We start from the raw sequence: 15,636 nt of genomic DNA, 5'->3' as shown, positions 1-15,636 counted from the left end.
CCTGCACACACGAGGTTTCCATGTCTGACATACCTGGCACTGACGATCCGAAAGTCAAAAAACCGGCGCTTCGCGAGGGGCTCTCGGAGGAAGGGTTCGGTTGGGTCACTACAGAGTCTTCGGACACAACTCCGGAAGCCACAAACGTTGCTCAGGGCGGCGAGGATGCTTCGGTGACGGCCGGAACGACCGACGGACGCAGCTTCATTTTACCAATGTCTGCAATCGCGGGGTTGGTCGGGCAAAATGCTGAAAGTTTGCCATCTGGTGAGACAGCCGGAAGTGTCTCTGTGCCCGCCGCAATGCCATCGCTGCAAGGAATTTTGCACGCCTTCCCCGGTGCGGTTCACTTGCCCAACGTCGGAGGCCACGGCGGTTCCATTCAGATGCCGCTCTCCTCTTTGGGGGCGTCTGTCGGAATTTCCGCTCCGCTGACCTCGGGCGGAGGCCAAGCGCCGTCTGCCAACCCGCTCCCACATTTGGCTGTTGCGGGTCATCCGAACGGACCGGCAGTGGCAGCCATGACGGCGACTGGATTTGAAGAACACCCGCTGTCTCTTTTGCTGGCTGCTACGGACGGGAACAACAATGGCGCAAACGTAGAGACACATCTTTCGGGCTTGCCACCGGGGGCGACGCTGTCTGCCGGACATCCGGAGGCAACCGGCGGCTGGGTAATTCCTGTAGGGACATCATTGGTCGGCCTGACTATGACTCCCGCTCCAAATTGGTTCGGCCAAGGTTCTTTGGCGATCACGGTTACACAACCTGATGGTCAAAGCACGTCGACGCATTTGCCGTTTACGGTACTTAACACTCCGGATGCCGCGCAAATATCAGGGCCACTCACCGGCGCAACAACCGAAGATCTGGTTCTATCGACATCAGGGCAATTGACCGTTGTTGACCCAGATCCCGGAGAGGCTTCATTTGTCGCCGCGACTCAACAAGGCGCATATGGCCGGTTCGAGATTGACACGGCGGGTGCGTGGCATTTTGCACTCGACAATAGCAACCCTGATGTCCAAAAATTGACGACCACCGACAGTGTATCCGAGACATTTCAGATACAGACAGTTGATGGCACAACGCGCCCTGTGACCATAACAGTGAACGGTCGCGATGATGGGGCAACCATCTCCGGCACAAGCGTCGGAGCGGTAACCGAGGACAAGCTGCAGAGCACCGGCGGTCAGCTGAGCATCACGGATCCGGATGCGGGCGAAGCGGCGTTTACGCCGGTGTCGGGATCTGCGGGTGCAGCTCAGTATGGCAGCTTTGCGCTGAGCGCGGATGGTCACTGGAGCTACACTGCGGACAACAGTTTGCCTGCGATACAGGGGCTTGGCGCCGGGCAGAGCCTGACCGACACGTTGCAAATTACCTCTGTGGACGGCACCACCAAACAGATCACCGTGACCATTTCCGGCACCAACGACGCGCCTGTTTTGAGCGCGGCGACGGCCTCTGCAACGGAAGACGGTCAATCCGTTACGGGCCAGATGTCCGCCACGGATGTGGATACCGGCGACACGCTGACATTTGGGTTGCCGCAGGCGGCCCCTGCAGGATTTGCCCTGAACGCCGATGGCTCCTGGAGCTTTGATCCGACAGACGCGGCCTATCAACACCTCGCAGCAGGTCAGACCCAACAGGTCACAATTCCGGTGATGGTTTCGGATGGGCACGGAAGCGACGCACGCAATCTCGTCATCACCGTCACCGGCACCAATGACCGAGCGGTGGTCACCGGCCCGCTGACCGGCACAGCGGTGGAAGACCGCGCACCGCTGGCCACGGGGCAGCTCAGTGTAACCGATGTGGACAGCGGCCAGTCGAGCTTTGCGGCCGCAAGCCATGTCGGAACCTACGGCACCTTGGCAGTTGATGCCCAGGGGGCCTGGACCTACACGCTAAACAACGCCAGTCCGGCGGTGCAGCAACTGGGCGAAGGCGACACCCGCACCGAGAGTTTTGTGGTGCAAACCACAGACGGCACACGCACCACACTTTTGATGAACGTCCAAGGCACCAACGATGTGCCCAAGCTGTCGGCCAGCACGGCAACGGCGACAGAGGACGGGGCGCAGGTTTCAGGGACATTGCCAGGCACGGATGCCGATCAACACGCGCTGCTGACCTTTGCGGTGGATGGCACCGCGCCTGCCGGGTTTGCCTTGCACTCGGACGGCAGCTGGACGTTTGATCCCACCGATGCGGCTTATCAAAGCCTCGCAGCGGGCGCCACGCAGGTGGTGCAAGTGCCCGTAACAGTGACCGATGCACAGGGCGCATCAGCCCAATCAACCGTGACCATCACGGTAACCGGCACCGATGACCAGCCCGTTGTCGCAGGCGCCGTGGCGCTGCCGGGCGGGCATGAAGATCAGACCCAGGTGGTGACAGCAACCCAGCTTCTGGGACAAACCACGGATATCGACAGCGGCGACCACCTGAGCATTGCCGGCACCCCGACAGCCGATCATGGCACCTTCACGGCCAATACAGACGGCTCGTTCACCTTCCATCCAGAAGCCAACTACAATGGCGCTGTTGCCATAAGCTATCAGGTCACCGACGGCACAGACCCCAGCCTGACAGCCACCGCAACACTGACCCTTGCGGCGGTCGGCGATCCGGCCGTGATTACCGGCGGAGCCGCGTCCCTGACGGAGGATCGCGGTGTCTCGGGTGGGAATTTGCTGACGAGCGGTCAGCTGAGCATCACGGATCCGGATGCGGGCGAAGCGGCGTTTACGCCGGTGTCGGGATCTGCGGGTGCAGCTCAGTATGGCAGCTTTGCGCTGAGCGCGGATGGTCACTGGAGCTACACTGCGGACAACAGTTTGCCTGCGATACAGGGGCTTGGCGCCGGGCAGAGCCTGACCGACACGTTGCAAATTACCTCTGTGGACGGCACCACCAAACAGATCACCGTGACCATTTCCGGCACCAACGACGCGCCTGTTTTGAGCGCGGCGACGGCCTCTGCAACGGAAGACGGTCAATCCGTGACGGGCCAGATGTCCGCCACGGATGTGGATACCGGCGACACGCTGACATTTGGGTTGCCGCAGGCGGCCCCTGCAGGATTTGCCCTGAACGCCGATGGCTCCTGGAGCTTTGATCCGACAGACGCGGCCTATCAACACCTCGCAGCAGGTCAGACCCAACAGGTCACAATTCCGGTGATGGTTTCGGATGGGCACGGAAGCGACGCACGCAATCTCGTCATCACCGTCACCGGCACCAATGACCGAGCGGTGGTCACCGGCCCGCTGACCGGCACAGCGGTGGAAGACCGCGCACCGCTGGCCACGGGGCAGCTCAGTGTAACCGATGTGGACAGCGGCCAGTCGAGCTTTGCGGCCGCAAGCCATGTCGGAACCTACGGCACCTTGGCAGTTGATGCCCAGGGGGCCTGGACCTACACGCTAAACAACGCCAGTCCGGCGGTGCAGCAACTGGGCGAAGGCGACACCCGCACCGAGAGTTTTGTGGTGCAAACCACAGACGGCACACGCACCACACTTTTGATGAACGTCCAAGGCACCAACGATGTGCCCAAGCTGTCGGCCAGCACGGCAACGGCGACAGAGGACGGGGCGCAGGTTTCAGGGACATTGCCAGGCACGGATGCCGATCAACACGCGCTGCTGACCTTTGCGGTGGATGGCACCGCGCCTGCCGGGTTTGCCTTGCACTCGGACGGCAGCTGGACGTTTGATCCCACCGATGCGGCTTATCAAAGCCTCGCAGCGGGCGCCACGCAGGTGGTGCAAGTGCCCGTAACAGTGACCGATGCACAGGGCGCATCAGCCCAATCAACCGTGACCATCACGGTAACCGGCACCGATGACCAGCCCGTTGTCGCAGGCGCCGTGGCGCTGCCGGGCGGGCATGAAGATCAGACCCAGGTGGTGACAGCAACCCAGCTTCTGGGACAAACCACGGATATCGACAGCGGCGACCACCTGAGCATTGCCGGCACCCCGACAGCCGATCATGGCACCTTCACGGCCAATACAGACGGCTCGTTCACCTTCCATCCAGAAGCCAACTACAATGGCGCTGTTGCCATAAGCTATCAGGTCACCGACGGCACAGACCCCAGCCTGACAGCCACCGCAACACTGACCCTTGCGGCGGTCGGCGATCCGGCCGTGATTACCGATGCTCAAATCCCGTCAATCACCGAGGATCGGAGCTATATCAATACACACGACGAACTGCAGGTTTATGGGAAGTTAGACATTGTCGACCCAGACCAAGGTGAAGCCCAGTTCGATATCAATCGCGGCACCCAGACAACGCAGGGTATAGGCTATGACACCCACATGGGCGGGCACGTGCTGCTGTCTCAAGACGGAAGTTTCATTTACTATCTGGACAATCGTCTGCCAGCTGTTCAGGAGCTTGGGGCGGGCGAGAGTACCAAAGACACGGTTACGATCCGTTCAGTTGACGGCACGACGCATCAGATCCAGATCACGATTCATGGCACGAATGACGCGCCTGTTCTGAGCGCGGCGACGGCCTCGGCGGCGGAAGACGGTCAATCCGTGACGGGCCAGATGTCCGCCACGGATGTGGATACCAGAGATACACTCGGCTTTGCCCCGGCCAACCCTGTGCCCGGCTTCACCCTGAACACCGACGGCTCCTGGAGCTTTGATCCGACAGATGCGGCCTATCAACACCTCGCAGCAGGCGCGACTCAGGTGGTCACCATCCCCGTCACCGTCACCGACAAGACCGGCGCCACCGATACCCAAAACCTCGTCATAACCGTGACAGGTACAAATGACGGGCCATCCGTCAGTGGCCCGGTCACCCTGCCCGCCGGCACAGAAGACACATCCGTTCTAATCAGCGCGGCCCAGTTGCTGGAACATGCCACCGACATCGATACCGGCGACACGCTCTCGGTGACCGGCCTGAGCGCCAGCCACGGCACGCTAAGCGGCGACGCGGTCAACGGCTTCACTTTCACGCCGGACCCCAACTACAATGGCCCGGTCAACCTCAGCTACACCGTCACCGACAGCCACGGCGGCACGGCTGCGCAAACGGCCGCCCTGACGCTGGCCGCGACTGGTGATGCCGCCGTTATTGGCGGAGCGGATACCGGAAGCGTGACCGAAGGAACCGCAGGTCAGGATATGTCACCTGATTATGCCCAACCCGGCATGGCCCATCTTCGAATGGCGACGCTGAAAGTCGACGGACAGTTGACCATAATCGATCCTGACGCAGGGGAAGCCGAGTTTGACGGCAAAGGAATTGGTTTCAATTATCAAGGCCAGTTTGGTGATCTTCTTCTGAACCCTGATGGGTCTTGGCATTATAATGCGGACGCTGGTGGCTTGCGGTTTGTCGGTGGACGGCCCACTACGCGAGGCACTGCGATTGACCAGTTGGGCGACGGTGAGACGCTGACCGACACGATCACGGTACATTCCAAGGACGGTACCCCCCATGACATCGTGATCACGATCCATGGCAGCAATGACCGGCCCTATTGCTCGTCCGAGGTCGTGTTGCGCCCCGGCGCCGAGGACACGCGCCAGACGCTTACCTCTGCGCAGTTGCTCGGGAACACGGTCGACGTGGATGCCAACGATGCCGGCAAGCTGGCCATTGCCAACCTGCATCCGGATCACGGTTCTATCCTGGACAATAAGGACGGTACCTACACATTCACGCCAGAGAAGGACTACAACGGCACGGTCCATTTCACCTATGACGTCAAAGACGCCCATGGCGGCGTGACGCATACAGGCGCCACGACGAGTCTGGCCGCTGTCGGTGATCAGGCAGTGATCACAGGTGTAGGAGCATCGCTAAAAGAAGATGTCGGAGTTGGAACCGGTGTCGGGGACCATGGATTGCTGAGCGCTTATGGCCAATTTCATGTCACTGATCCGGATGGTGCCTCTGAATCCCAGTTTCCAAATATGGGGTTCCAAACCTACACCGGATCTTTGGGGGGCAGCCTTCAGGTCAATCCGGATGGGCAGTACATTTACCACCTCGCCAATACTATCGTTGACCATCTCAAGACTGGCGAAGAAGCAAAGGATAGTTTTGTCATTCACAGTGTGGATGGCACAACTCATCCAGTAGATTTCACCATTGCAGGCACGAACGACGCACCTGTCGTTTATCGCAATCTCGTAACCAAGTTCGAGGGCGAAAATGTCTTCAACGGTAATATCGCTGCCGGCGATCTGGATCACGATGATTCAACGTCATTGACGTTCACAAGCAATGCGCCCATTGCGGGCTTCCACCTGAATAATGATGGAAGTTACAGCTTTGATCCATCAAACGCCGCATATAGCCACCTTAACAATGGTGATCATACGATAATTTCGATACCCATTACGGTCACGGATTCCGATGGGCTGAACAGTACAGGAAGTCTGAGAGTTCAGCTGCTTGGAAGGAACGATGCTCCGGTCCTGTCCTCTGCGACGGCTTCGGCGACCGAGGATGGCAATGCCGTTACTGGTCAAATGTCCGCGACGGACGTCGATGGCAGTTCTTTCACACTGCAATATTCGCTCGGCCAAACAGCACCGGCAGGCTTTTCACTAAGCGTGAATGGCTCGTGGAGTTTTGATCCGACGGATGCCGCCTATCAGCACCTCGCGGCAGGGGCGACGCAGCAGGTGACCGTTCCCGTGACCGTGACTGACAGCGCGGGTGCGACCGACACCGAGAACCTCGTAATCACGGTCACCGGCACCAATGACGGCCCAGCCGTCAGTGGCCCTGTCGCGCTTCCCGGTGGCACCGAGGACAAGGCGGTGCAGATCACCGCGACGCAGCTTCTCGGACATGCCACCGATATCGACACGGGCGACCAGCTCTCCGTGACTGGGCTGAGCGCCAGCCACGGCACGCTCAGCGGCGACGCGGCCAACGGTTTCACTTTCACGCCAGACCCGAATTACAACGGCCCGGTCAGCCTCAGCTACACCGTCACCGACAACCACGGCGGCACAGTTGCACAAACTGCCGCCCTGACACTCGCGGCTGTTGGGGACGCCGCTGTGATCGGCGGAGTGGATACCGGAAGCGTGACCGAAGGAACCGCAGGTCAGGATATGTCACCTGATTATGCCCAACCCGGCATGGCCCATCTTCGAATGGCGACGCTGAAAGTCGACGGACAGTTGACCATAATCGATCCTGACGCAGGGGAAGCCGAGTTTGACGGCAAAGGAATTGGTTTCAATTATCAAGGCCAGTTTGGTGATCTTCTTCTGAACCCTGATGGGTCTTGGCATTATAATGCGGACGCTGGTGGCTTGCGGTTTGTCGGTGGACGGCCCACTACGCGAGGCACTGCGATTGACCAGTTGGGCGACGGTGAGACGCTGACCGACACGATCACGGTACATTCCAAGGACGGTACCCCCCATGACATCGTGATCACGATCCATGGCAGCAATGACCGGCCCTATTGCTCGTCCGAGGTCGTGTTGCGCCCCGGCGCCGAGGACACGCGCCAGACGCTTACCTCTGCGCAGTTGCTCGGGAACACGGTCGACGTGGATGCCAACGATGCCGGCAAGCTGGCCATTGCCAACCTGCATCCGGATCACGGTTCTATCCTGGACAATAAGGACGGTACCTACACATTCACGCCAGAGAAGGACTACAACGGCACGGTCCATTTCACCTATGACGTCAAAGACGCCCATGGCGGCGTGACGCATACAGGCGCCACGACGAGTCTGGCCGCTGTCGGTGATCAGGCAGTGATCACAGGTGTAGGAGCATCGCTAAAAGAAGATGTCGGAGTTGGAACCGGTGTCGGGGACCATGGATTGCTGAGCGCTTATGGCCAATTTCATGTCACTGATCCGGATGGTGCCTCTGAATCCCAGTTTCCAAATATGGGGTTCCAAACCTACACCGGATCTTTGGGGGGCAGCCTTCAGGTCAATCCGGATGGGCAGTACATTTACCACCTCGCCAATACTATCGTTGACCATCTCAAGACTGGCGAAGAAGCAAAGGATAGTTTTGTCATTCACAGTGTGGATGGCACAACTCATCCAGTAGATTTCACCATTGCAGGCACGAACGACGCACCTGTCGTTTATCGCAATCTCGTAACCAAGTTCGAGGGCGAAAATGTCTTCAACGGTAATATCGCTGCCGGCGATCTGGATCACGATGATTCAACGTCATTGACGTTCACAAGCAATGCGCCCATTGCGGGCTTCCACCTGAATAATGATGGAAGTTACAGCTTTGATCCATCAAACGCCGCATATAGCCACCTTAACAATGGTGATCATACGATAATTTCGATACCCATTACGGTCACGGATTCCGATGGGCTGAACAGTACAGGAAGTCTGAGAGTTCAGCTGCTTGGAAGGAACGATGCTCCGGTCCTGTCCTCTGCGACGGCTTCGGCGACCGAGGATGGCAATGCCGTTACTGGTCAAATGTCCGCGACGGACGTCGATGGCAGTTCTTTCACACTGCAATATTCGCTCGGCCAAACAGCACCGGCAGGCTTTTCACTAAGCGTGAATGGCTCGTGGAGTTTTGATCCGACGGATGCCGCCTATCAGCACCTCGCGGCAGGGGCGACGCAGCAGGTGACCGTTCCCGTGACCGTGACTGACAGCGCGGGTGCGACCGACACCGAGAACCTCGTAATCACGGTCACCGGCACCAATGACGGCCCAGCCGTCAGTGGCCCTGTCGCGCTTCCCGGTGGCACCGAGGACAAGGCGGTGCAGATCACCGCGACGCAGCTTCTCGGACATGCCACCGATATCGACACGGGCGACCAGCTCTCCGTGACTGGGCTGAGCGCCAGCCACGGCACGCTCAGCGGCGACGCGGCCAACGGTTTCACCTTCACACCGGACCCCAACTACAACGGCCCGGTACAGTTGAACTACACAGTCACCGACGGGCAAGGCGGCACGGCTGCCCAGACCGCCACTTTGACACTTAGTGCAACAAACGACGCTGCTGTCATTTCGGGGACGGATAAGGGTAGCGTGACCGAAGACGGGCAGCTGACCGTCAGCGGGACGCTTACCATAGCGGATGTGGACGCAGGTGAGGCTGCCCTTGTAGCTCAGGCCAGCCAACAGGGCGCGAATGGCACTTTCTCGGTAGCGGCTGACGGATCCTGGACCTACACGCTAAACAACACCTTAGCGGCGACACAGGCGCTACGGAGCGGAGAAACAGTTATGGACCGGATCTGGGTCCAGAGCTTGGACGGCAGCGCCCATCATGCAATTGAAGTCACTGTTCACGGAACCAATGACGCCCCTGTTCTGACAGCGGCAACGGCGTCAGCCACCGAGGACGGCCAAGCTGTAACTGGGCGGATGTCTGCCACGGACGCAGATGTTGGTGACAACCGCACTTTTGCCATTGGGGCGGCGGTGGATGGCTTTAGCATCGACCGGAACGGGAACTGGACGTTTGATCCGACCAACGCCGCCTATCAGACCCTTGCCGCTGGCGCGACACAGAAAGTCGCAATTCCAGTGACAGTGACTGACAGTGAAGGCGCAACAGATACACAAGATTTGGTCATCACGGTTGCCGGCAGCAATGACGGCCCGATTGTGAGCGGATCTGTGGCCATGCCCGTCATGACAGAGGATCGGACGGTTACATTGCACGCCGATGCCATTTTGCAAAGCTTGAACGTCCAGGATATCGACGGAGACACGATAACTGTCTCAGACATCCATGTTGCCAATTCCGTCGGACAAATCGTCAACAACCACGATGGCACGTTCTCCTTTACGCCCGCTCCAGATTATCACCACGACAATGTCGCTGTGACGGTCACCGTATCAGACGGCCATACCACGACCGACGCACATGGCACATTCGACATTGCACCCGTCACCGATCTGGCAACACCGGGCCTAACCATATCCGCGCAACAGCAGGTCATGCATTTTGACAGCTCGTCGGCTGCCGCCATTTTCACCCGCGAAACGGTTCAAAACGGCGGTCCGATATCTGCCCTTGCGGTTGAAATGACGGTGCTCGGTGGGCAACAAGTGGCCTCCGCGGGCATCCACGGTGCGACGCTTGCGAGTTATGAAACCGGCACGCACACCGACGAAATGTACATCTACAAACCCGACTCGCTCACGATCAAGCTGGACGGGCACGAGTACGACACAAGGGTCGCTCTTTTGTCTGATGGGCACGATCACAGGTACAGCTTCCTGTGGAACGGTCAGGCAGGCACACTGGACGTTCTGATTGACGGCAATTGCGTCAAACATATGGATAACGTGGCCAAGGGCAGCACTTTGACGGATGGCGGCACGCTGGCCTTTGGCGGGGATCAGGACAGCCTGCGCGGCGGCTTTTCCGGCAATGATGCCTTCAACGGCAAGATCTTTAGCGCAGCTTTGGCCACCTCAGTGGTTGATGTTCCCGATCTCCAGCACACCTCTCTTGCCAACCAGCTTCATGGAGACCCGAGCCTTCTGACCGCAGTACAGATAGCGGGTGGCCAAATCCTCGATCAGACGGGGAATTTCCACTATGACACCCATGGAACATTCACCCACCCAACTGTTGTCGTCGACACATCCATCGCGCCCCCAAATCCAGGGGCAACTCTCGTGCTCGCCACGACGCTTGGTGCGCCAAGGGATCCTGATGACCACATTGTTGCAGCAGAGCTAACGGGACTGCCGGATGGGACGGTGATTTCTGACGGCGTCGGAGGTCACAGCTTTACCGTAAGCCAAGCCAGCCCGGGTATTGATATCAAGGATTGGACGCTTGCCTCTTTGACGGCCACCCCGCCGGCCAGTTTTCATGGGAATGTGCGTATTGTTCTGGCGGTCACCACCGAAGGCCCGGACGGCACACAGGCCGTCGCCGAAACAAGTAAACCGTTGATCTTTGATCCGTCGCTCCCGGTGGCTGACGCTACGATTTCGGGTGACGACAATAAAACTACCGACGAAGATACAGCCGTTTCAGGTATTCTGACAGTCACAGACGCAACACCATCGGACGCGCATATCGTCGGGACCACGCTCAATGGCACCTATGGCCGACTGGTGATCGGCGCTAATGGTCATTGGACCTACTCTCCTGACGACAGAGCAGATGCTCTACTGGCGGGTAGTCTTGAACATGAAACCTTCACTGTTCATTCGGTGGACGGCACGACTCATGACATTGAAATCTCACTTCAAGGAAGGGAAGACCGTGCCGTCGTCACCGGCGTCTCAAGAGGGGGTATAACCGAAGATCAAGGGCCGCATACAGTTGTCGCGCAAATCAGCGCATCCGGCGATCTGGCGATCACAGACCCTGACGCTGGAGAAGCCGGATTTGTACCGCAGACTTCTGTCGCAGGAGCAAACGGCTATGGCACCTTTGATGTGGATGCCTCAGGACACTGGAGCTACAGCGCGGACAACCAACAAGCCGCGATCCAGACGATGGGGCCGGGACAACAACTGACGGACAAGCTGACCGTCATGACTGTTGATGGCACAAGTCAAGAAATCACAGTCACGATCAATGGAGCGATCGACGATCCAACCGTTCATGCGGTTACACAAGTTGCAGCTTCCGTGCCGGGGCACGCGCTTGTGGAAGTGGTGACAACAGGCAGGGTTTCTAATCTGCAGACCAATGGTTTTACGCTGCATGCCTTGGGCTATGGCGAAGCGTATGAAACAGGCGGCAAGTTGGTGGATCTGGCTGCGACCTCCGGGACGGTTGGTGTTTCAGACGGTGGGATTGGCGTGGACTCACCCACTCCGGTCGGAGCGACTGTCCAAACAACGCCGGGTGCAAATCAAATTAACAGCCAGTTGACCGATATTACGCGTCCAGATGATCAGGTTGGTCAAACACTGGTCGTTGAACTGCAAGGTCTTTCGCGGTCCGCATTTCTCAGCTTGGACTCAATGGGCGGGCAAGGCGACCGGGTGAGCTGGGTTGCCTATGGCGCGGATCATAGTGTGGTTGCAAAAGGCATTTTAGAAGAAACATCGGCAACAAACCCCACAAACATCAAGGATTTGTCGATCGAAACGACTGTCCCTTTTGCCTTTATTGCGCTGCATGCCGAGGCACCACCGAGAACAAATGCACATACGCATTTCAACACCAATGTGAAGCTGACGCATGTCGAGGCTGAACTTGTGCGCTACGCAACTAATCTGGACTTGTCGGGGCAAACAGGAGACAGCGCAGATCAGGATCAAAGCCTGACGTGGCATGTTGAGGGGCTGCATAATGCGGCGTTGTCAGCTGGAAGCCATAATCAGGATGGCTCCTGGACCGTAACGGCGGCCCAGTTGCAGGGCTTACAAGTATTGCATTCAACACCTTTAGATCTTGTGGTGACGGCAATTTCAACCGACGCCGGAACGGGACAAACAGCCACCAGTGCCCCTGTGCATGTGGCGGTCGATCCGGCGGGAGCCCATTACACCGTCATAACTGGTGTCCCGCGGGTACGCACGGACGAAGACGCGCACCGTATCAGCGGCGATTTGGATATCGACACAAACCTTGGCACAGCACCGACCTTTTTCGATGGGGACCAGCAGGGTCAGTACGGCCTGTTTCACGTCGATCAGGATGGTCAATGGACCTATACGGTTGATAACGCAAAAGCCAATTCTATGGCGACCGGGGAAACGCAGGCCGAACACTTCACCGTGCAAACGACAAATGGCGCAACCAAAGAGATGCTTGTGCTGGTTTCCGGATCGGATGATCTCGGGCATTTGACCGAAGGTGCTACACAAGGCACGGCGCGCGCGCAGGCCAGCGTCGTGGGTGGACAGCTGGCCGCCCACGACGTTGATACAGATGCAGGGCGCTACATGTTCGTTCTTCGGACAGATCACGGGGCTCCGGCGACTTCAATTGACGGGCAGTTTGGCAGCGTTGCGGTCGATCTTAGTTCAGGCGTTTGGACCTATAGCATTGATCCGGCAAAAGCCGCGGCGATCCACCCGCATCAAACGGTTATGGAAGAGTTTACTGTGTACGGAACGGTGGGCGGTATAAGCAGCGCAACTACGCCTGTCACTTTGCGGGTCAGCGTGGACGGACAAGGCAATGCACAAGTTCAGGATGCCATTTTCGGCACTTCAACGGGTCAGGTAACTGAAGACACCAACGTCAATTCCAACAATCATCTTGCAGTGAACGGAAGTATGGCACTTGTCGATCCAGACACAGAGCAATGGGCAACCCACTGGGTTCATGGAACCTACGGGGATCTGATCATGAACAAAGATGGCAATTGGATGTATGCCGCCGACAACGGCAACCCCGCGATACAGGCACTGGACACAGGAGATCAGCTGACGGACACGCTATTGATCCAGTCTTCAACTCATCAACTTTATGAGGTCACAATTGCTATCCACGGGACCGACGAAGGACCTACCATGCCGCCGCCGCCGCCGCCGCCCGCGCCGGTAGGACCGAAGGTGATGTCAGATGAAGCTCAAACGACAACAGACATGGAAGCGCAGGCTGATAATGTTGACATGGGCGAGGCCGCAGCAGCCACCGACGCCGTTTCTGGCATCGATCTAACAGGCACCGCGTCAACGTCGTCAGTTGGCGCCTATCTCGACGCCGTCGGTGTTTCTCAAGACGCCGATTCCTCGACACTTGATGCGACCACGCCTGAAAACCCCTATTTGGACGCGGTAGGCGCCGATGCATCTGAAACGCCCGAAACAGGTGCGACTGGCGTTGATCCTGATCTTCTGGACATCCCAGACTTGGAGGACGGTACAAATAATCCTGATGATCTGCCGCTACCTGATCCTTTGGACGACGTTCTTGATCTCCCTGACCCGCCTCCGGACACTGATGACACCCAGAACGGGTAAGAAAATCGGACGTTCTGTGGAAGTAAGAGTGTTCTGAAAGCCGTTGCCGCTGCAGGTTGCACGCGGTCATTCTCTGTGCCCGGAAAGTGGAGACGCCATGGAACAAGTCATTGGCCCGCAGAGTGCCCTTTCCTTCGCGAACACACATTGATGCAAAGCAGGTCGTCATTGGAGCAGATGGCGAAAGCAAGTGCTTCTGCGTCAGGAATGTCAAAGGCATGTTGTGCTCCTTGCTGACGCGGCTGTTTGATCATTGGCCGACAACAACCGTTCTCGCCAGCACCGTTTGAATGCGCATACAGTTGAAACGCCAGCTTTCAGCACGGACAAGTAGAACGTCAAAGTCTTTGAAAAATAGGCTGTTCGAGCCTACTGTTAAGGAAACGAACTCTCAATTATTCAACTGGAGGTTCAATGTTCAAGAAAACTCTTTTCGCGTGCGCCATTCTTTCCAGTGCTGCCCTGGCGGACATCTCTGAAGAAGCCAATGCCTGTATAGACGAAATGCGCGTGCGTTTTGGTAATGTTGGCGGTGAAATTCTTGACCAACTTGGAAGTGAAGCAGGGACACTTGTGCGGCTTCGCGACAAAAACGGGGTGGTGTATGAATGTGTGGTTTGGTCGGGACCTGAGGTTGCGGACCTAAGACGTGCCGACGGAGAGGAAATTCCCCCAGTGGACGTTGTGTCAGGGACCCAACGCGTTCAATTTGACAAAGGAACCAGTGGTTCTGCAATGTCCGCGACTCTTAAGCCAAATACGACAGTTCGTTACATTCTGGGCGCCAGCGATGGGCAGTTTCTGAATGTGGATGTCGCCTCTCACGGGGGCGCTCTGGACTACAGCATCGAAAACCCTGACGGTTCGATGTTGTTGGATTTGATTTCTTCGGACAGGCCTTATGAAGGGCAACTCTGGCAATCGGGAGATCACGTGATTGGCGTTGTCAATGCAGGCAGCCAACCTGTGACGTTCGACATCGGCATCGGGATCAACTGACTAAAAAACCTGCGTCTTCTAACGCCGGCGCAAGCCATGCCCGGACCCTAGTTAATTCGACGCATATCAAGTACTCAGGAGCCGCAAAATGAACAATGCAATACGCACCGTGCTTTCAAACTATGCCACGTTCTCCGGACGTGCTTCCCGGGCTGAACTGTGGTGGTGGGTCTTGTTTGTTTTTATCCTCATGGCCGTTACCCAGGCAGTGGATGCCGCGATCATTGCGCCTGCGTTAGGGTTCCAACCTTATGAAAGTGCGGCGGGCCAACCGTTAAGTTTACTCCTTGCGCTTGTTCTTTTTATTCCAAATCTCGCCGTAGGCGTTCGCAGGCTGCATGACATCAACAAATCCGGTTGGTGGTTGCTAATCGGATTGGTGCCTCTCATCGGAGGACTGGTTTTATTGTATTTCTATCTATGCAAAGGCGATCAGGAACCGAATAGCTTTGGTAGTCCCATGCCTGCTCCGTGAACTTATTCTGCACGGTGTTCCGGTCGGCCATACCAACCGACTTCGATCGTCTTTGGGCAGGGAGCTGCCGATAGTCATGTTTCGCCCGACGTTAATCTAAAGCCGCTCCCCCCTTCCCTTCTATCGCGCTCTGCATTGCAGCGCATTTGAAGGGAAAGGTTTTTCATGCCGCGATACGTCACTTTCCGCCCGGATTTTTACGAACTGCTCCGCGAGGAGGCCGCTCTTCGCGACCGGACGATCCGGTCACAGGCTTTGCAC

General features: G+C 57.6%; 3 protein-coding genes. All 3 read left to right on the top strand.

Translation table 11 applies throughout. The annotated features are described in order from the left end of the window. Positions 1-20 precede the first annotated feature (20 nt). The 3 genes from PG871_RS19650 (at position 21) to PG871_RS19640 (ending at position 15,375) form a co-directional block, all read left to right on the top strand. A complete protein-coding gene (locus tag PG871_RS19650; RefSeq protein WP_270732840.1) occupies positions 21-13,901 on the top strand; it encodes a VCBS domain-containing protein in 13,881 nt (4,626 codons plus the stop codon). A gap of 414 nt (positions 13,902-14,315) precedes the next feature. Then, complete coding sequence (locus PG871_RS19645; RefSeq protein ID WP_270732781.1) at positions 14,316-14,900, top strand: hypothetical protein; 585 nt, start codon at positions 14,316-14,318, stop codon at positions 14,898-14,900. An 88-nt stretch (positions 14,901-14,988) separates the two neighbouring features. Continuing rightward, a complete protein-coding gene (locus tag PG871_RS19640) occupies positions 14,989-15,375 on the top strand; it encodes a DUF805 domain-containing protein (protein WP_270732778.1) in 387 nt (128 codons plus the stop codon). The last annotated feature ends 261 nt before the right edge of the window (positions 15,376-15,636 follow it).

The sequence above is a fragment of the Shimia sp. Alg240-R146 genome, assembly GCF_947331465.1.
Classification (GTDB): domain Bacteria; phylum Pseudomonadota; class Alphaproteobacteria; order Rhodobacterales; family Rhodobacteraceae; genus Shimia.
This window is presented reverse-complemented; position numbering and strand designations above follow the sequence as displayed.